The sequence below is a fragment of the Gluconobacter thailandicus F149-1 = NBRC 100600 genome (assembly GCF_000964465.1).
GTDB classification, from domain to species: domain Bacteria; phylum Pseudomonadota; class Alphaproteobacteria; order Acetobacterales; family Acetobacteraceae; genus Gluconobacter; species Gluconobacter thailandicus.
In genome coordinates, this window is the sequence record NZ_BANH01000005.1 from 107,881 (window position 1) to 125,727 (window position 17,847).

15 protein-coding genes are annotated in these 17,847 nt (G+C 58.6%); 9 read left to right on the plus strand and 6 right to left on the minus strand.

Annotated features, from left to right (window positions below; translation table 11 throughout):
• Nucleotides 1-89: 89 nt before the first annotated feature.
• Genes B7444_RS01715 through B7444_RS01725 form a run of 3 tightly spaced genes read left to right on the plus strand, consistent with a single transcriptional unit; the run spans nt 90 to nt 3,202 of the window.
• A complete protein-coding gene (locus B7444_RS01715) occupies nt 90-1,553 on the plus strand; it encodes a S41 family peptidase (RefSeq protein ID WP_007282772.1) in 1,464 nt (487 codons plus the stop codon).
• A gap of 30 nt (nt 1,554-1,583) precedes the next feature.
• Entirely contained in the window at nt 1,584-2,693 is a 1,110-nt protein-coding gene (locus B7444_RS01720; protein ID WP_007282771.1) for a divergent polysaccharide deacetylase family protein, read from the plus strand.
• Complete coding sequence (locus tag B7444_RS01725) at nt 2,690-3,202, plus strand: RNA pyrophosphohydrolase (RefSeq protein WP_007282770.1); 513 nt, start codon at nt 2,690-2,692, stop codon at nt 3,200-3,202. The genes B7444_RS01720 and B7444_RS01725 overlap by 4 nt, the downstream gene beginning before the upstream one ends.
• Here B7444_RS01725 and B7444_RS01730 read toward each other — a convergent pair.
• The 3 genes from B7444_RS01730 to B7444_RS01740 are packed head-to-tail and all read right to left on the minus strand — an operon-like array spanning nt 3,160 to nt 6,763.
• The gene (locus B7444_RS01730; RefSeq protein WP_007282769.1) at nt 3,160-4,914 is read right to left on the minus strand and encodes an ABC transporter ATP-binding protein; all 1,755 of its coding nucleotides are present in this window, start codon (nt 4,912-4,914) and stop codon (nt 3,160-3,162) included. The genes B7444_RS01725 and B7444_RS01730 overlap by 43 nt on opposite strands.
• 53 nt (nt 4,915-4,967) lie before the next feature.
• Nucleotides 4,968-6,173: a CCA tRNA nucleotidyltransferase gene (locus B7444_RS01735; RefSeq protein ID WP_007282768.1), complete on the minus strand. Its 1,206-nt coding sequence runs from the start codon at nt 6,171-6,173 to the stop codon at nt 4,968-4,970.
• Nucleotides 6,170-6,763, minus strand: a complete 594-nt coding sequence (locus tag B7444_RS01740; protein ID WP_016738089.1) for a DUF1285 domain-containing protein — start codon at nt 6,761-6,763, stop codon at nt 6,170-6,172. The genes B7444_RS01735 and B7444_RS01740 overlap by 4 nt, the downstream gene beginning before the upstream one ends.
• 94 nt (nt 6,764-6,857) lie before the next feature.
• On the opposite strand from B7444_RS01740, the gene B7444_RS01745 reads away from it, so the two are divergent.
• From B7444_RS01745 to B7444_RS01765, 5 genes are all read left to right on the plus strand, one after another.
• Entirely contained in the window at nt 6,858-7,886 is a 1,029-nt protein-coding gene (locus B7444_RS01745; protein WP_007282766.1) for an AAA family ATPase, read from the plus strand.
• 5 nt (nt 7,887-7,891) lie between these two features.
• Complete coding sequence (locus B7444_RS01750; RefSeq protein WP_035729156.1) at nt 7,892-8,818, plus strand: DUF58 domain-containing protein; 927 nt, start codon at nt 7,892-7,894, stop codon at nt 8,816-8,818.
• Complete coding sequence (locus B7444_RS01755) at nt 8,815-11,571, plus strand: DUF4159 domain-containing protein (RefSeq protein WP_007282764.1); 2,757 nt, start codon at nt 8,815-8,817, stop codon at nt 11,569-11,571. The genes B7444_RS01750 and B7444_RS01755 overlap by 4 nt, the downstream gene beginning before the upstream one ends.
• Nucleotides 11,568-13,616 carry a glutamine amidotransferase gene (locus B7444_RS01760; protein WP_007282763.1) on the plus strand — a complete coding sequence of 683 codons (2,049 nt, stop codon included), beginning with the start codon at nt 11,568-11,570 and terminating at the stop codon, nt 13,614-13,616. Before B7444_RS01755 ends, B7444_RS01760 begins: the two co-directional genes overlap by 4 nt.
• A 77-nt stretch (nt 13,617-13,693) precedes the next feature.
• Complete coding sequence (locus B7444_RS01765; RefSeq protein ID WP_007282762.1) at nt 13,694-14,305, plus strand: ankyrin repeat domain-containing protein; 612 nt, start codon at nt 13,694-13,696, stop codon at nt 14,303-14,305.
• A gap of 82 nt (nt 14,306-14,387) precedes the next feature.
• Here B7444_RS01765 and B7444_RS01770 read toward each other — a convergent pair whose 3' ends face one another.
• The gene (locus B7444_RS01770; protein ID WP_231502769.1) at nt 14,388-15,311 is read right to left on the minus strand and encodes an alpha/beta fold hydrolase; all 924 of its coding nucleotides are present in this window, start codon (nt 15,309-15,311) and stop codon (nt 14,388-14,390) included.
• A 167-nt stretch (nt 15,312-15,478) separates the two neighbouring features.
• On the opposite strand from B7444_RS01770, the gene B7444_RS01775 reads away from it, so the two are divergent.
• Nucleotides 15,479-16,057 (plus strand): TetR/AcrR family transcriptional regulator, encoded by a 579-nt coding sequence (locus B7444_RS01775; protein WP_007282760.1) that lies wholly within the window; start codon nt 15,479-15,481, stop codon nt 16,055-16,057.
• On the opposite strand, the gene B7444_RS01780 is transcribed toward B7444_RS01775, so the two are convergent.
• Both B7444_RS01780 and B7444_RS01785 read right to left on the minus strand, forming a co-directional pair.
• Nucleotides 16,054-17,139 carry a site-specific DNA-methyltransferase gene (locus B7444_RS01780; RefSeq protein ID WP_007282759.1) on the minus strand — a complete coding sequence of 362 codons (1,086 nt, stop codon included), beginning with the start codon at nt 17,137-17,139 and terminating at the stop codon, nt 16,054-16,056. The two genes, B7444_RS01775 and B7444_RS01780, sit on opposite strands and share 4 nt — an antisense overlap.
• Complete coding sequence (locus B7444_RS01785; RefSeq protein WP_007282758.1) at nt 17,136-17,759, minus strand: ribonuclease HII; 624 nt, start codon at nt 17,757-17,759, stop codon at nt 17,136-17,138. Before B7444_RS01785 ends, B7444_RS01780 begins: the two co-directional genes overlap by 4 nt.
• Between the last annotated feature and the right edge of the window lie 88 nt (nt 17,760-17,847).

Below are 17,847 nucleotides of genomic sequence, written 5' to 3' on the forward strand. Positions count from 1 at the left end.
ACGTCTTAACATTTCGGCAACCCGTTTCGCGCTAGTCCTGCACAGCAAGAGACGCCGGAAGCACGCCCGTTCCCGAGGATGGAGATCACATGAAGTTCCGTACTGGCCTGTTGCTGGGCACCGCCTTTCTGGCCGGACTGGCTGTCGGACCGGGCGCACTGCGTCTCGTCGGGTCCGCTGGCACTTTCCCTACTGCCGCCATCGCCCGCGACGTCTCCCATGACAATAGCGCGGAAACCGTTCGTCTTCTGACCCTCCTGGGTACGGTCATGGACGTCGTGAAGGCCGAATACGTGCATCCGGTGTCGGACAAGGACCTCATCAACAATGCCCTGGATGGCATGGTTGGCGAGCTTGACCCGCATTCGTCTTACATGACGGCCGCCCAGTTCAAGGACATGCAGACCGAGATTTCCGGAAAGTTCGGTGGTCTTGGCCTTCAGGTGCAGGCAGAATCCGGCCATGTCCGCGTGGTTTCGCCGATTGACGGCACACCTGCTGCGCGCGCTGGCATCCAGACTGGTGATTTCATCACGATGGTTGACCACAAGAGCATTGATGGTCTGACGCTCGATCAGGCTGTTCGCAAGATGCGCGGCGATCCGGGAACATCCATCAGCCTGACCGTCGTGCGCCCCAAGACCGGCAAGACGCTGACTTTCGACATGAAGCGCGAAATCGTTCACGTCCAGATTGTCCGCTCTGCCCTGTATGGCAGCACAGCTTACATCCGCCTGACCGAATTCGATGACGATCTTGAAAGTGCAATGCACACGGCTTTTGACAAGCTGAAAGCAGAAGCAGCCAAGAGCCCGGCCCACAAGCTGACCGGCGTTATCCTGGATCTGCGGTCCAACCCCGGTGGCAAGCTGGATCAGGCTATCGCCGTGTCTGACGATTTCATCAAGGAAGGCGAAATCGTCTCCATCCGCGGCCGTCATCCGGAAAACAACCAGCGCTGGGATGCCCGCGGAACAGACATCACGAATGGTCTTCCGATTGTTGTCCTGACGAATGGCGGCTCGGCTTCAGCCAGCGAAATCGTTGCCGGAGCCCTGAAGGATCATCGCCGCGCAGTCATTCTGGGCGAAAAGACGTTCGGCAAGGGGTCCGTCCAGACACTGATCCCGATTGGCGATCAGGGCGCTGTGCGTCTGACAACGGCCCGTTACTATACGCCATCCGGACGTTCCATTCAGGGGCTGGGCATTACGCCTGACATTGCTGTTGCCGAAACCAAAGATGATGATGGCTACGGCTATCGTGAAGCCGATCTGTCCCATATCCTGACGAATGTGGGTGGAAATCGTACGGCTGAAACGCCGCGCACGGATATTCCGGAGATTTCCAAATCCATCCCCAAGGCTCCCCCAGCGGACTGGCCAAAGTTCGATCTGACGAAGCCCGCAACGGACTTCCAGCTTCAGCAGGCCATCAAGGTCGTGAATGCGATGGCTGGGATTTCCAACCCTGCTCCGGCAGTTGAACAGGCAACAGAGGTCAAGGCTCCACCGTATGACAAAAAGCCTGCACCGCCCGCACCAACTCATTAAACACTCCCCACCAGAAGGACAGTCCAGATCGTGCAGAACCGTCCCGCTTCACCCCGCTCTTCCGGGCTCTGGAGCCGTCTTCCCGTTATCGGACGCCTTCTGGTCGCGTTCTGGGCTCTTGTTCTTGCAGGTGGTACGACAGCGGCTCTGATGCTCCGGCATCAGACGCCACCGTCTACATCAGTACGGACCGCACAAAACAAACCTGCCGCCCCCGTTGCTCATCCGGATACGGTGGCCACCAATCATTCAACGCACCAGCCTGTGACAGTCGTACAGCAGACGCAGGGTGCCCCGATCCCTAAATCTCTTCCTGTCACAGCACCGGTCCCTTTGACGCCCGAAGTCAAATCTCCACAGATGCCTCCACCGATTGCCCAGACGCCTGCAGTCGATCTGGATTCAATCACGGCATCAGGCAAGACGGCTCTCGCCATCGTCTTGCAGGGCTTCGGCTATTCAGACGCCATGACCTACGATGTGCTCTCGCGCATTCCAGCCCCGGTCGCGGTCGGCGTCTCGCCCTATATTGGCAATCTGCCGGATGTCCTGTCCCGCGCGCATGCAGCCCATCGAGAAATCTTTGTCACACTGCCGATGCAGAGTGCACATCCAGAAAACGTCGATGAAGGCCCACACGCCTTGGGCAATGGCAATTCCGAAGCCGAGGATCGCCGCGAACTGGACTGGTGCCTGTCCCGCGCCCAAGGTGCGACAGGCCTGACGGATGCTTCGGAGGCCGGCGACAGCCAGCCCGGCGGCGGATATGCCACCACCCCGGGCTTTCATCCGATTGAAGACATCATCGCCAGCCATGGTCTGCTTTATCTCAGCGGGTCACCGCAGGAAGACCGCCATATCCGTGGCATGACTGCGACCGCATGGGTCAATGGTGACACAGACGCCGCGACGCTCGATGCCAAGCTTGCCACACTGCTTCCCGAAGGCCCGAAGCCGACCCATATTCTGTTGATGGTTGGCCCGCTAACGCCCGTAGCAATCGATCGTCTTGCAACCTGGCTCAACGGCCCTGCTGCAGACCGCTTCATTCTCGTTCCGCCTTCCACACTGGCAGACAAAGGCGCAACCGGCGAGCAGGCCTCGGCTCAGCCCAAAGACATTCAGACGGCTCCCCTATGATCGATTTTTCCAATCTCCCTTATCGTCCCAATGTTGGGGTTGCCCTTTTTAACAGAGACGGAAAACTCTTTGTTGCTCGCCGTGCGGATTTGCCAGGCGACATCTGGCAGTGCCCACAAGGCGGTATCGATGAGGGGGAAGATCCCCAGACTGCCGCCCTGCGTGAGCTTGAGGAAGAAACAGGCTGTACGCGTGCAACAGTTCTCGCCGAACGCTCAGACTGGCTGGCTTACGATCTACCAGCAGCATTAATCGGCCGGGCACTCGGAGGGAAATTCCGAGGCCAGACACAGAAATGGTTTGTTCTCGGTTTTGATGGAGCAGACAGCGACATCCGTCTGGATCTGCATGCCCCCGCAGAGTTCGATCTCTGGGAATGGATAGAACCAGAGGACCTGCTTCAGCGCAATCTGGGCTTCAAACAGGAACTCTACGAAAAGCTCCTGCCAGAACTGAAGGCTTTGTTTCAGGCTGCTTCCAACGACTGGCTGCGAACCAGCCGGGCATAAAGGCCGTCTTTCTTCAGCAACTCGGCGTGAGACCCTGCCTCTACAGCCCGTCCATCATCCATCACGACAATCACATCTGCGGACTGAACCGTCGAAAGACGATGCGCCACAATCACAGTGGTGCGTCCAGTCCGCAGGGTTGCGAGAGCACCCTGCACGCGAGACTCGCTTTCTGAATCCAGCGCACTTGTCGCTTCGTCGAGCAGCAGAATGCGAGGATCACGCAGAAGGGCACGTGCCAACGCCACACGCTGTCTCTGACCGCCCGAAAGACGACGGCCGCCTGGTCCGACGCGTGTTTCCAGACCATGCGGAAGATTGTCCGTAAAATCGACAGCCGCCATCCGACAAGCCGCCTCAACTTCGTCTCGGCTCGCATCCGGCCGGCCGATCCAGATATTCTCAATCAGCGAGAGATCAAACAGAGTCGTATCCTGACTGACATATGCGATCGCATCGCGCAGGGAAGACACATGCACATCCCTGATATCCACGCCCTCAAGCAGGATACGCCCACCCGACACGTCATGCAGACGCGGAATCAATGACAAAGCCGTCGATTTCCCTGCCCCGCTCGGTCCGACGAGAGCCACAGTCTGACCAGGTTGCACGTCCAGCGTCAGACCAGCCAGCCCCACCCGACCGTCTTCGTACTGATAGGATGCCTGCTCAAAAACAAGATGCCCCTTGCCGCCGGGCAGAGACACGGCATCCTTTCGGTCAGTAACCGCCGGCGGTTCATCAATGACGGCAAAGACGCGCGCCAGTCCCGCAAGACCTTCCTGCATCGCCGTGTTGAGAGAACCAAGGGCGCGGATTGGTCGGGCCGCTGTCAGGAGAGCGGTAATAAAGGCTGTGAAGTCTCCAAGGGTGGCCCCGCCCATGGCAGCACGCCAGCCCGCAAATCCCAGAACGACAGCGACAGCCGTTCCGCCCAGAACTTCCAGAACGGGATCAACACGCGCACGCCCCTTGGCAATCCGCAGAAAAGCCGTGTGCAGCAGGTCTAGAGACTGATCAACACGAGTGCTTTCACGGTCTTCCATCCGGTAAATCCGAACCTGCCGTGCCAGCGCAAAACTTTCGTTCAGGAGGGCAGACGTCTCACCGATCTGCTCCTGCATTCCGCCAGACGCCCGACGCACTTTCTTGCCCAGCTTCTGGATCGGAACAGCCGCCACAGGGTACAGCACCAGCGCAATAAGACTCAGTTCCCAGTCCGCCCAGATCATGGCGGCCACCAGCCCGACAACTGTCACCGCATCACCCAGTGCGTTCACAACACGCACCATGGCCTCACGAATGGAAACGGCATCCGTTGTGAACCGCGCAGCCCACTGGGCGGGCGCCTCACGCTCGATGCGCGACACATCAGTTTGAAGGGAATGTCTGAACATGCGGGACTGCAACCCGCGGATAACCGTCAGAACGAGCCCCTGCACAGCAATCGTCTGCCCATACTGGGAGGCCGCTTTCAGTGTGGTCACAATCACGACCAGCGCTGGAACCTGATACAGAATCCGGGGGTCCTGCGCAGCAAACATGTCCACTGCACGCTTGATGACAACTGGATAAAGCGCAGTCAGGCTGGCCATCAGAACGGTCAGCACAATCACCGTCACGATCTGGCGAACGTGATGGCGCATTTCGTCACGCCAGATCCTGCGGATCAGAATCTGGCTATCAGTATCAAGGGCTGTCTTTCTGCTCATGCGAGGGGGTTTAGCAGGCCTCTGCCGATCCGCGAAACCAGACAGACCAGATCCTAGGTTTCAGTCTTTTCAGAAACGCTCGACAAATAAGCCAGACAGGCCGCGCGATCCGGCAGACAACCCTGCTGCATCCACCAGGCCTGCCCGGCTTTGAGCCATTTTCCCATAGCCGGCCCAGGCACAAGCCCAGCATCCTTTGCATCGTTTCCCCCCAGCGGAAAAACGGGCTGTGACTCTCGCTCCAGACGCTGCCTCAGGACAGTCCACCCGTGATCCGGCTCACCGAGGACATGCGCCTGCCTTAACCAGCTTCTCTCCAGAAGAACTGGAAGAGGCTGCTGAAATCGTGCCCGGCGAAGGTCATCATCTGTCATGTCGGGAAAAAGATCCGGCACGTTCTGACCAAACAGACGCAGCCTGTCGCGGTCTGCATTCGAGAGTTTCAGGCGCTCTGCCAGATCGTCCCACTCGGCATGACAGAGCGCAAAAAGTCTCAGAATGGCATCGGCAGGTGCCTGACATGCCAGAAGGCGCTGCAAGGACAGCACGTTCGGCGCAGGCAGAAAGCGCGCAAGGAGGCCGACGTCTTTCATTGCAGTGACGGTTTGAACAACCCGAGGTCCGGTCAGGATGCGAAGAAACTCGGATGCCACCCGCTCTGCTGACAACGTATCAATCAGGGTCAGCCGCTGCGAAATTGCCTGACAGGCCTCCGCATCAGGCGCGCCATCTCCATACCGTGCATCAAACCGGAAAAATCTAAGTGCTCTCAGCGCATCTTCTTCGATCCGCCGCCCTGCCTCTCCAACGAAACGGACACGATGCGCCGCGAGGTCCTCGACGCCATGGAAGTAATCATAAAGCACATCGTTGCGATCGAGCGACATGGCATTGATGGTGAAATCCCGGCGCGCGGCATCTTCTTCCCAGTTCTCCGTCCAGGCCACAACGGCATGGCGACCGTCTGTCTCTTCATCACGGCGGAGGGTGGTAATTTCGTACGGAGTACCGCGGATAACCGCTGTAACGGTTCCATGCGCCAATCCTGTTGGAATGACTTTTACGCCACCCGCACGCAGAATCTTCTGCACGTCTTCTGGATAGTCTGGCGTTGCCAGATCCAGATCATGGACAGGCACACCACGCATAAGATCCCGCACAGACCCACCGACCAGACGCGCCTCTGGCAGCAGACGCCACAGCTCATCCAGACCGCTTCGGTCATTCAGGCGGGCTAGAAGTCCGGAAGGACGCGTCATGGTTGACGGGAAAGCGGAAAGAAACAGTCCTGACTCCAGACACCCAGGCAGGGTTTGCCCTCCACATGACCAGGAACAGCCAGAGCCGCGAGTTCGAAATGGACGGAGCGGCTGATTCGCGCCCGGACCGGGAAATCACCTTCACCGTTTCTCAGGTGTACATAAGGAATGGAGCCACATTCATCGATGGGCCGATCCCAGTCGCAGGAGATCGGATGGTCCGGCCCGACACAGACGAGTTCATCCATATTCGTCCGGAAGCAGAGCGTCTGATGTCGGCCACAGCTTCCCCGGAAATCGAGCTCGACTGCGATGTAGGGAACATCCTCCACCTGAATGACGCCGCTTTCCATGGGCGTTTTCAACCAGTACGTGCCTTCCGCATCCCGCGTCAGCATGGACGAAAACATGCAAAGCATCGCTTTTCGGGTCACCGGAGAGCCGCGATACAGCCAGGTTCCATCCCGGCGGATCAGGAAAGGAAGCTGGCGCACCCCGGTACCAGATGCCGTCGCGGTAATGGTTTCGGATGCCCCTGGTGCGGGGAAAACGTCGGATCGGGAGGCATCCCGACAATCATGCGCGCTCAATTTTCCCTCCGGTTAAAATGAAAACTTCTCTTCTCACACCAAGTTGGGTGCAATCGAGCCTTGATGAAACCCCCACACCTGTCAGACTGGTGATATGAGCGAGCAGCATTATTCTACCGGCGCCTCCGCCGGAACCCTCCGCGGCGAAGCAGATGTGGCCGAGGCCGACCGTCTGGCCCCTGTTCTCCGCGATGTCCATCAGGCTATTGGCGGAATTGTGCTGGGACAGGACCGTGTGATCGAGCAGGTGCTCGTCACGATCCTTTCTGGCGGTCACGCGCTTCTGATGGGCGCGCCAGGTCTTGGCAAGACACTTCTCGTCAATACGGCGTCCCGCGTACTGGGCCTGGACGCGACCCGCATCCAGTTCACACCAGATCTCATGCCATCCGACATTACCGGTGCGGAAATTCTGGATCAGGACGTCAGCGGACAGCGCGCTTTCCGATTCCTGCCCGGCCCGATCTTCGGACAACTTGTTCTGGCCGATGAAATCAACCGTGCCAGCCCACGCACCCAGTCTGCCCTCCTCCAGGCCATGGCGGAGCATCGCGTGACGCAGGGGGGCAAGGACTACATCCTGCCATCACCTTTCCACGTTCTTGCGACCCAGAACCCGATTGAGCAGGAAGGCACCTATCCGCTGCCGGAAGCCCAGCTCGACCGTTTCATGCTCCGCATTCCGCTGGATTTCCCGAACCGGGATGCGGAACGCCAGATGCTTCTGCAAACGACAGGCGCCACAACAGCGCAGGCTCCGGCTTTAATGAATGCAACTGCCCTTCTGGCAGCCCAGAAGCTGGTTCGTCGCCTGCCGGTCGGCGACAAGATCGTCGACACCATTCTAACCCTGACACGTGCCTTGCGTCCGGAAGATTCCTCTGCGCCCGCAGAAGTACGTGAAGCCGTTTCCTTCGGGCCGGGACCACGTGCGGCCCAGGCCCTCATGATCGCTACCCGTGCCCGCGCCCTTCTGAACGGCCGTCTGGCACCAAGTCTCGATGACGTCGTGGCACTTGCTGAACCTGTCCTGTCCCATCGTATCGGACTTGGTTTTGGCGCTCGTGCCTCCGGGGTGACCGTTGAAGCCCTGATCCGCAAACAGGCCCAGACGATCCTCTGAGCAACGTGAAAAGCCCAACCGAAAAACTCCGGGGCCTGTTTTCCCGCCGAAACAGGACCTCCCCAGATTCCATGACAGCCCCGGCAGAGCGTCTCGCCCTGCCGGCGCTTCTGCTGCATGCCGAAAAAATTGCTGCCAGCCTCCAGGTTGGCACGCATGGGCGCAGACGTGCTGGTAGCGGCGAAGATTTCTGGCAGTTCCGTCCGTATCATGCTGGTGAGCCCGCAACGTCCATCGACTGGCGGCAGTCCGCACGATCCCCGATCGAAAACACCTTCTGGGTCCGGGAACGGGAGCGGGAAAACGCGCAGTCCCTGCTGATCTGGTGCGATCCCTCTCCCTCCATGGACTGGCGCTCCGCCGCCACGCTGCCCACCAAGCGCGAACGTGCCCAGCTTTGTACGCTGGCGTTGGCGGGGGCTGCGCTCCGGGGAGGAGAAAGAGCAGGGCTGCTGACTGGCCCAGAAGCCGGTCGGGCTTTCGCAGGCCGTCAAATTCTCGGGCGCCTGGGTGAAGCCCTTCTCCACTCTTCACCAACCGAACCGGATCTTCCGCCTCTGGCTGGCCTCCCCCCGCAGACGGATCTTGTTCTCATCAGTGATTTTCTCTGGGAAGAGGAACGGATCGAAGCATTGCTCAAGCAATGTGCCAACCGCCCCGTCCGTACGCATCTGCTGTGCATTCTTGATCCCGGAGAACGCACTCTTAACCAGACAGGGCGCATCCGCTTCTCTGGCCTCGAAGGCGGCGTACTGACTCTTCCCGCTGTTGAAAGTCTGGGCGCTGCCTATGAACAGGCCATGTCAGCCCATCTGGACGCATTAAGAAAAAGCGCCACGCATCTGCACGTTGACTGCGTGATGCATGATACGTCACAGGATCCTCTTCCCGCCTTGCTGGCCCTTCATCTTGCCATGGGAGGCGGACGATGATTCTCCTATCCCCATTGCTCCTTCTGGGGCTTCTGGCCCTGCCTGCCCTGTGGTGGCTGGTCCGTGCAACGCCGCCTGCCCCGCAGGAAAAGTCCTTTCCGTCCTTGCTCTTACTGAAGCGACTGACAGCCCGGCGCGAAGATGCCGCGCGCTCACCGTTGTGGCTGCTGATCCTGCGTATCGCAGCTGTTGCTCTCGTTATTTTCGGACTCTCCAGGCCGGTCCTCGTTCCACACACGAATGACACGACAAATGGGCCGCTTCTGATCGTTCTCGACGACGGCTGGACGTCTATCCCACACTGGAATGAGCGTGTCGCCGCGGCATTGTCTCTGGGACAGACTGCCCTTCGCAATGGCAATCCTGTTACGGTCGTTCATGCCGCCCGGTCTTCCGACGGCGCGATGCCTGAGCCATTCACAACGCAGGATGGGCACGCCCTGTCAGAACATCTGGAACATCTGCACGCACGCCCCTGGCCGGTTGATCGCTCCGGGCTTGCAGGCGTACTTCAGCGGATTGACCTCTCCGAAAAGCATGTCGTTGTTCTCTCTGACGGCCTCTCATCACCCGACGACGCAACCCTTCAGACAGCATTAGGGAAATCGCGCTCCAGACAGGATATGCGCTGGAACCCCTGCGATATCCTGCGTCTGGCAGCAGGCCCCGGTCCGGACGGCGCACTTCACGCAAAAGTTGAAGCGCTGAACTGTCCTTCCCGAGCCGTCACGATTCGAGCAGTGGCAGCCAATGGCGGCACGCTTGCCGCCTTTCCAGCACAGATTGGTGAAGACAAAATCCTCACGCTTCCGGCCCTGCTTCGGAACCAACTCGATCACTTCACGCTGGAAGGCATGGCAGGACCAGCCACCACCGTTCTGCTCGGCGACGCCGGTCATCGCCGTCCGGTTGGCCTGTTGCAGACACCGGGCGATACAACGCCTCTCATCGGCTCGGCATTTTTCCTGAACCATGCCCTCGACACACTGTCAGAGCGTCGCAACGGCGATGCGAATGCACTGCTCGGGTCGTCTCTTTCCGTTCTGGTCGCAACGGATGGCGCACTTTCTGGAGATCAAACCCGCAAGCGTGTTCTGGAATGGGTACGACACGGCGGAATGCTCATCCGCTTTGCTGGTCCCGGCCTTGCCGCAGAACAATCTCCACAGCAGGACGACGCCTCAGCAGAAACGCAGGATGCGCTTCTGCCTGTAGCCCTGATGAACGGAATGCGCCAGTTGGGAGGCCCCATGTCCTGGGGCAAACCACAGACACTGGAGCCCTTTCCTGTCTCTTCGCCCTTTGCTGATCTGAGCATTCCTCCTGATGTGACGGTCTCCCGGCAGGTTCTCGCAAAGCCCGAGACCGGCCTTCAGGATCATGTCTGGGCAGCGTTGGCAGACGGAACCCCTCTGGTCACCGCCCGGACGGAAGGAAATGGAGAGATCGTCCTGTTCCACGTCACGGCGTCTCCCGACTGGTCCAACCTGCCCATTTCCGGACTGTTCCCACAGATGCTGGAACGGCTGATCGAACGTTCTGCCGGTGTGGCCGGAAGCGGACCAACAGATCTTGCTCCATGGCGCATGCTCGACAGCGATGGAGGCCTCGTCATGCCTCCCCAGGCAGCACGCTCCATTCGAGCTGCTGATCTTTCCAAGACGAACGTTAGCGTGACACATCCTGCAGGCCTTTACGGCCCAGCGCACGGCACTCGCGCACTCAATGTTTCCGATCACGCTCCCCCTCTGAAGGAAGAACCACTGCTTGGCACCCGTATCACTCCGGATGGCGCACACCCGGATCGCCCGATCGGACCGTGGCTTCTCGCAGCCGGACTTCTGGTGCTGCTGGTAGATTTTGTCCTGTCACTCCGACGCCGTGGACTACTTGGCCCAGTAGCCGCATTGCTTGTTCTGATCGCTATGCCGCAGGCACAGGCTCAACCAGCCACCAGCCACCCTCCAGCACTTCCGGCCTCTGCTCCACAAGCGGCACTTGAGACACGCCTCGCCTATGTTCTGACCGGCCACGATGAGGTGGATGAAGCCTCAAAGGAAGGTCTTCAAGGTCTGTCCGATTATACCAGTGCGCGCAGTTCGGCAGCTCTGGGCCACCCCGATGGCGTTACACCCGGCAAGGACGATCTTGCGTTCTATCCACTGCTCTACTGGCCCATTACCGCGGATGCACAACCAGATGCCGATCGGACCAAGGCTCTGAATGCCTTCATGGATCACGGCGGCATCCTGCTGATCGATCAGCAGGGCGCAGGCACAGACATGGATGCCGGGTCAGGGGGCGCTGTCCGGGCAGCACTAAAGCGCGTCACTGACGGCCTGATCATTCCTCCCCTTGCCAGACTGACGGACAAACACGTTCTGGGACACACCTTCTATCTTCTCCACAGCGGTTTTCCCGGCCGGATCAATGGCCAGCCCGTTTATGTCGCCCGCAACGGCGACGAGGCGAATGATGACGTCAGTCCGGTCATTATCGGCAATGGAGACTGGGCGCATGCCTGGGCGGTCGATGCCTCCGGCAATCATCCTTATTCAGTCCTGCCCGGCGGAGATGACCAGCGCACACAGGCCTATCGCTTCGGGGTCAACATGGTGCTTTACGCCCTGACCGGAAACTACAAGAGCGATCAGGCGCATTACCCTGAAATGCTGCGCCGGCTGGGGCAGGACAATCCAGACGGTCAGACCAATACTGGCAGCACAGACGAAGACGAGGAGGACGCACCATGACGTTCGATCTCGCCCCTCTCCTACCACTCTGGCTGCTCATCACGATCGCTGTCGTCATTACAGCAGGCGCAGTGTACGGCTTCATTCGCGGCGCGCGCGGGATGATCTGGCGCGCCCTCGCTGTTCTGGTGCTTCTGGGCTGGATGGCTGGACCACGGTCACTTCATCCGGTTTTCAAACCAGTTCCACAGGATGCCCTTCTGATCGTGGACCGCTCTCCGTCCATGCAGGTTGGTCAAAGAACTGCACTGGCTGATCAGACAGCCAGCCAGATCATGCAGGATGCGGCCCATCTCCCTGGCCTGACCCTGCACCGGGTCGATGTTCCGGGAGGCAACGGTCACGGAACACGCCTGTTCGATGCGATGGACCATGCCGACCTGCCGCAGGGTCGCTTTGCTGGCGCCATTGTCGTCACAGACGGCATGGACCATGACGTTCCCACGCATTTACCTGCGCGTTTCCACGGTCCGAATGAGCAGACGCTCCCGATGCATCTCCTTGTAACGGCCAAGGGAGAAGAAACAGACCGCAGGCTGCGCATCCTCAGCACGCCGCCCTATGCCATCGTAGGACAGAACGCGACCATTCGCCTTCAGATAGACGATCTCGGATCGCCCGGCGCAAAAGCGGCAACGCTGACTGTACGCGCGGGTGATGCCCCACCCGCAACACGTACGATCCAGACCGGCCAGCCGCAGGACATTACCGTCCCGGTTCAGCACCCCGGGGAAACACTGGTTGGCCTGTCCGTTTCCCCCCTTCCCGGTGAAGCTTCAACACTCAACAACTCTGACGTCATCCGTATCCGTGGCGTTCGGGACAGGCTTCGCGTCCTGCTGGTTTCGGGCGTTCCCAATCAGAGTGAACGTGTCTGGCGTCGCCTGCTGAAGGCAGATCCTTCTGTTGATCTGGTCCACTTCACCATCCTGCGTTCTCCCAACACGGATGATGGCACACCGCTTTCCGACCTCGCGCTGATTCCGTTCCCGATCCGGGAGCTGTTTCAGGAGAAGATCCGCAGCTTTGATCTCATCATTCTGGATGGATTCCGGAACAGCAACATCCTGCCCGAAGAATACCTCACCAACATTGCGGATTACGTGCGCCGGGGTGGCGGACTGCTTGTCACGGCCGGACCAGAATTCGTGCAGGACGGCTCCCTGCAGGACACGACACTGGCACAGGTTTTCCCGGCTCATGTACCAACAGACGGGATCGTCACCCAGCCCTTCCGGCCTGGCCTGACTGATCTCGGCAAAGCGCATCCTGTCACTGCGGGTCTTGGAAACAGCAGCGACTGGGGCCCTTGGTACCGCTCGGCCAAAGTCGATCAGTCCCATGGGCAAAACCTGATGAGCGGCCCTGACGGCTCCCCACTTCTTCTGCTAGATCGTGTGGAACAAGGCCGTGTCGCCATGCTCCTGTCTGACCAGCTGTGGCTCTGGTCTCGCGACGAAGGCGGTGGTGGGCCACAGGCTGAACTGCTTCGCCGCCTGTCCCACTGGCTGATGAAAGAGCCAGACCTTGAGGAGAACCGCCTCACGGCGCGCATCGAAAACGGACAGCTCCTTGTAGAACGTCACGCCCTTGGCCAGGCAACCATCACGCCTCAGGCCATGGTGACATTCCCTGACGGCCGGACCCACCCGCTCTCCATGATAGGAGGAAAAGGCCTTTGGACTGGCACCCTTCCCGTCAGTGGAAGCGGAATCTGGACTATCCGGCAGGACGGCCTAGTCGCCTTCGCAAGTCCCGTATCTCAGGATGCTCTGGAACGGCAGGATCTCCGCGCCACAGCGACAATCATGGGAGCCACCGCCAACGCCTCTGGGGGCAGCCAGAACTGGGCTGGGCTTTCAATCCCGCATCTTCGACAGGTTCAGGCTGGACAGGAACTTTCGGGGTCCGGCTGGATTGGCCTTCCTGTCAGCGAGGCTGCTGTCGCCGGAGAAACACGGACACAGGACCTTATCCCCGGCTGGCTGGCCCTTGTGATGGCCCTGACATTCCTGGGGCTCGGCTGGTGGCGGGAAGGACGCTGATGTTGCGACATGTGACAAGTTGGGGACGACGATTCTGGAGACTCGCACAGGAGCTCAGATCGCAGTATATTGACCCTATGCGACTGCCTCTGACCCTTCCCCGTCTTCTGCTGATTGCCGCACTGGCAGCCACACCGACAATTTTCGTGCCCTGGCACTCTGCCCATGCGCAGGATGCCGATGATGCAGAGGCCGAACAGGAAGCTGAGGAATCTGCCAAAAAAGCTGAAGCCCGCAAGGCCGCCAAACGTGCGGCCCCTCCTTCAGCCCTGCCCGGCGCAGACGCTTCTGACGATGACGCCGGACATGCCCGTACAGATACGAACCCCACGACGGCTCTCTTTGATGCCATCAACCGCGGCTCGCTGAACGCAGCCAAGGAAGCTTTGAATCGCGGCGCGGACATGAATGCGCACAACATTCTCGATCAAACACCCCTCGACATGGCAATCGATCTGAACCGCAACGACATCATGTTCCTGCTGCTCTCAATGCGTACCTACAATCCGGACGGTCGCCTTGAAACAAGCGTTCAGGATAGTGGCGTCCAGATGAAGGGCGGCAGCGGCCACCTGACAATCGGCGGAAGCGCGTCCACCACGAGCCGCAAAAATGTTGCCCCCCGTTTCGATGAGAAGGGCACCAGCACTGATCCGGCTTCCGGTTTCCTTGGCTTCGCCGGGCGCTAAACACTTCCCCTTCAGAGACAGAAAAAAGCCGAAAGGAGAAAACTCCTTTTCGGCTTTTTTTATTCATCCGACCGATACGCCATCAGTTCCGAAGAAACGGAATGACCTGACGCTCAATATCTTCGGGGCACTCTTCCGGGGCAAAGTGCCCACAGTCTTTCAAGATACCCGCACTCAGATGGCGCACCACTGGAGCCAGCATTTCCCGTGGGAAATCTGCAACCCCATGATCGCCACCCAACACCAGAACTGGCATCATCAGTCTGTGTTGAGTCCGGCTTTGGTTTTCGGAGATCGTCTGCGGAAAGGCGCGATAATACGCCATTTGCGCGCTGATACTGTCCGTCGTGCGATAGGTCTCGGCATAGACATCCAGAGCGATCCGCTCAGGATGCACAGCCCAGTGCTTGAAAAGATAAGCCATGAACGGCCGCTCACGGTCTTTGATCAGCATTTCAGGTAAATCAGGCTGCTGGTTGAACATAAACTGCCAGAAAAATGCACTTTGAGCCTGCGGCATGAAAACTTCCGGCTCTTTCTTCAGCAGGCCTGGAATAATCGCTTCAACCAGTACCAGATGAGACACACTCCTGGGATGATCGGCGGCCATCGCATACCCGATCCACATCCCGATATCATGCCCCATAACGGTATAGGGTCCGGGGCTGATCTGCTGCATCAGGCCATCAAGTTCTGTCCCGACAGTGCCCGTATCGTAGCCATCCCATGGACGATCTGAAGACCCCATCCCGGGCGGATCAACGGCAATCACCCGATGCCCGTTCTGTGCCAGAACCGGCATGATTGTACGCCATGCGTACCAGGTCTGTAGCCACCCCGGAATGAGAAGCACCGGCGCCCCTTCCCCACCTTCAACATAATGAAGTTTGAGACCATTGACCGTCCTCACCTCTTCATGAAAGCCCGCAGGCAAAGACTGAGCATACCCTGTCTTTCCAAAGACACTTGCAGAAATCATCACAAGTGCCACGCCATAACGTTGCAAGTTCCTCCTCAGAGAGAGGGGAAAAAGCCATCCATGCATCACGCCTATCCTATTATTTGTTGATAGACAAAGAATTAGAAGCTTGATGTGGGAGGTCAAGCTCAATATTTACCAATCGACAAAGAATGGTGAGCGCGATGGCTGGCAGACCCCGAGAATTCGACCGTATGAATGCCTTGAAAAAGGCCAGAGATCTTTTTTGGAGACAGGGATTTGAAAGCACCAGCATGTCAGAGCTGGTGACTATGCTGGGCCTGGCATCAGCCAGAATCTATGCAGCTTTCGGATCAAAGGAAGACCTCTTCCGGGAGGCTATCCTGGATTACGAAGCCCATGAAGGCTCTTTTGCCACGCATGCCCTAGAAGAAGAACGCTCTATTTTCGCTGCCATGGAACGCATATTGCAGCAGGCTATCACACTCTATACGCAGCCTGACGGACCCAAAGGATGTATGGTTGTTGCATCTGCAACCAATTGCTCGGCCGCAAACAGCTCCATATCCGAATGGCTTACCCAACATCGTAAGGCTCGGACAGCCTCATTGATCGAGCGGCTCAGGCGCGCTCAGCAAGAAGGAGAACTTGGTGCAGACTGTGATCCAGAGGCACTTGGAGATTTCTTTGCAACATTCCTGCATGGCCTGTCTGTACAGGCCCGCGACGGCATCTCCACCCAACGATTGCAGGATGCCGCGCAATCCGCCTTGCAGCTTTTGAAGCAGCAAATGGCATCTGGAAAAAATTAGCCTACGTTTCGGAGAGCTACGCTTTCCTGACGCAGGATATCAATCGGCACCATCTGCCCATCACGCTCGAAGAACCAGAACGTCCATCCATTGCAAGACGGCGCATTCGTCAACATTGCACCCAGCTTGTGAATGGATCCACGCTGATTGCCAGACACGAGTGTTCCGTCAGGCGTAACTGTCGCCTTCAGGCGTTTCTGACGATCATAAAGAGCAGTCCCGGCTGGCAGAACACCTGTTTCAACGAAACTGCCAAACGGAATACGTGGCATTTCACGCTTGGCAGGCGTCACAGCAATCTGCTCGGACGTCAGGCGCTCTTCCCGCGCCACGCGTTCCTGTGCAGCTTTTACATAATCCGGATGACGCTCGATGCCGACATAATGACGCCCCAGACGCTTCGCAACGGCTGGCGTTGTGCCACTTCCGCAGAACGGATCGAGCACGACATCTTCCACATTCGTGGACGCCACCAGTACACGATGGAGCAGGCTTTCCGGCTTCTGGGTCGGATGCAGCTTCAGGCCGTGCTCATTCTTCAGGCGCTCATTGCCTGTGCAAAGCGGGAGATACCAGTCAGACCGCATCTGAAGATCATCGTTCAGGGCCTTCATGGCCTGATAGTTAAAGCGATACCGGCTCTGCGGGCTTTTTGCCGCCCAGATCATGGTCTCATGAGCATTCGTAAACCGACGCCCACGGAAGTTCGGCATCGGGTTAGACTTGCGCCAGATAATGTCGTTCAGGATCCAGAAGCCAAGATCCTGAAGGATCGCGCCCAGACGGAACACATTGTGATAGGAGCCGATCACCCAGATCGTGCCGTCCTTGTCCAGAATGCGATGCGCTTCGGACAGCCATTCCCGCGTAAATTTGTCGTATGCGGAATAGTCGTCAAACTTGTCCCAGGCATCGTCAACGCCATCGACAACCGTCTCATCCGGACGACGGAGCTCGCCACGAAGCTGAAGATTATATGGCGGATCGGCGAAGATGCAGTCCACGCTGCCATCCGGCAGGGTCTTCATCGTTTCCACACATTCGCCACGCAGGATCTGGTCCACGGGAAGTTCGCCGGTCATGCTGCGTGCGCCTTTGCTTCAATCATGTTTCGGATCGGCGCAAATCCGCGCCTGTGATGGGGTGTAACGCCCCGAATTTTCAGACCGCTCATATGAACGGCGGTGCCATAGCCGGCATTACGCTCCCACCCATAGGCATTATGCCGTACGGCAAGACGGGCCATCAGGCGGTCACGTGTAATTTTTGCGATAATGGATGCTGCCGCGATGGAGAGGCTGATGCCATCTCCGCCGATCACCATCTGAATGGGACACGGCAGCTTCGGAGCATGCTTGCCATCGACCAAAGCCAGATCAGGCATACGGCCAAGGCGGTTCAGGGCCCGGCGCATCGCAAGATGGCAGGCCTGGGCAATATTGATTTTTTCGATTTCGGTCACCGATGCAGCACCGATACCCGTCAGAATATCCGGCGCCTGCATCAGCAGGTCATAGGCAACCATGCGCCGCTTCGCCGTCAGTTTCTTGGAATCATCCAGCAAAGCCGAAAGCTTCTTATCAGGCTCAGACGTAAATGCGACGGCGGCGGCAACTACAGGCCCAGCCAGAGGACCACGCCCTACTTCGTCGATCCCGACGACCAGCCCTCCATGGGCGGCTTCAAGGGCGTAATCTGGCATTCCTGAACTTCTCCCCGACCGATCCGGTCAATAAACTGACTACCGAATCGGTTTTGAATCATGGCGACTCGAAAGGGAAGCCCAAAAA

Excerpts from the sequence above, each read along its gene's own strand:
- B7444_RS01760 (WP_007282763.1), top strand. The coding sequence starts at position 11,568 with ATGACGTTCGATCTCGCCCCTCTCCTACCACTCTGGCTGCTCATCACG.
- B7444_RS01755 (WP_007282764.1), top strand. The coding sequence starts at position 8,815 with ATGATTCTCCTATCCCCATTGCTCCTTCTGGGGCTTCTGGCCCTGCCT.
- B7444_RS01775 (WP_007282760.1), top strand. The coding sequence starts at position 15,479 with ATGAATGCCTTGAAAAAGGCCAGAGATCTTTTTTGGAGACAGGGATTT.
- B7444_RS01780 (WP_007282759.1), bottom strand. The coding sequence starts at position 17,139 with ATGACCGGCGAACTTCCCGTGGACCAGATCCTGCGTGGCGAATGTGTG.
- B7444_RS01735 (WP_007282768.1), bottom strand. The coding sequence starts at position 6,173 with ATGACGCGTCCTTCCGGACTTCTAGCCCGCCTGAATGACCGAAGCGGT.
- B7444_RS01715 (WP_007282772.1), top strand. The coding sequence starts at position 90 with ATGAAGTTCCGTACTGGCCTGTTGCTGGGCACCGCCTTTCTGGCCGGA.
- B7444_RS01725 (WP_007282770.1), top strand. The coding sequence starts at position 2,690 with ATGATCGATTTTTCCAATCTCCCTTATCGTCCCAATGTTGGGGTTGCC.
- B7444_RS01765 (WP_007282762.1), top strand. The coding sequence starts at position 13,694 with ATGCGACTGCCTCTGACCCTTCCCCGTCTTCTGCTGATTGCCGCACTG.
- B7444_RS01785 (WP_007282758.1), bottom strand. The coding sequence starts at position 17,759 with ATGCCAGATTACGCCCTTGAAGCCGCCCATGGAGGGCTGGTCGTCGGG.
- B7444_RS01730 (WP_007282769.1), bottom strand. The coding sequence starts at position 4,914 with ATGAGCAGAAAGACAGCCCTTGATACTGATAGCCAGATTCTGATCCGC.
- B7444_RS01745 (WP_007282766.1), top strand. The coding sequence starts at position 6,858 with ATGAGCGAGCAGCATTATTCTACCGGCGCCTCCGCCGGAACCCTCCGC.